This window comes from Kitasatospora nipponensis (assembly GCF_039528135.1).
Lineage (GTDB): Bacteria > Actinomycetota > Actinomycetes > Streptomycetales > Streptomycetaceae > Kitasatospora > Kitasatospora nipponensis.
The window spans coordinates 1-671 of record NZ_BAAALF010000764.1; the positions used below are offsets into that span (position 1 = coordinate 1).

Here is a 671-nt window from a genome sequence, read left to right on the forward strand (position 1 = left end):
CCCCCCGGCCTCGCCGTGGGTGACCCTCGGCCCCACCCCCCGCGACAACATGCCGGAGTTCCCCCGGGGAGGCGCCAGCCCCACCACCCTGGGGAGTTGGCAGAACTCGAAGCTGCGGCAGACCAGCCCGGACGTCGAGTACGGGCTGACCTTCCAGTCGATCCAGGCCGACGCCACCAGCCTGCAGCTGTATTTCGGCGCCGGGCCCGAGGCGATGCAGGCCGACGGGTCGATCCGCATCCCCGTCCAGCCGGTCCCGCAGATCAAGGCCCTGCTGATGATCCTGGTCGACGGCCCGCACTACGTGCCGCTGTGGCACCCGCGCGTCTCCCTGCTCGGCTCCGACGCGGTCAGCCTGGACGCGGAGAACTGGTTCTCCCTGCCGATCGCCGGCACGTTCCTCGCCTCCAACCTGATCGGCGGCGCGATCGGCGAGTGGGCCACCGCCCTCGGCGCCGGATCCTGACCCCGCCCCGAACCAAGCCCCGACCGCGCCCGCCCCTGGGCCGGACCCGACACCGAGAGGAGCCCATCGTGGGCGTCAGCCTGAACAGCCTCATGACCGAGGCGAAGACCCGCTACACCGACGTCGAGCTCGAACTCGCGGACGGCACCACCGCCCGCCTGCGCAACATCATGATGCTGCCCCACGAGGGACGCCGGGCCGCCCA

At 72.1% G+C, this 671-nt stretch carries 1 protein-coding gene; it reads left to right on the forward strand.

What is annotated here, in order from left to right:
* Positions 1-466: phage tail tube protein (locus ABD323_RS43195; protein WP_344447504.1), on the forward strand; the 466-nt coding region annotated here is incomplete at its 5' end.
* Positions 467-671: the final 205 nt, after the last annotated feature.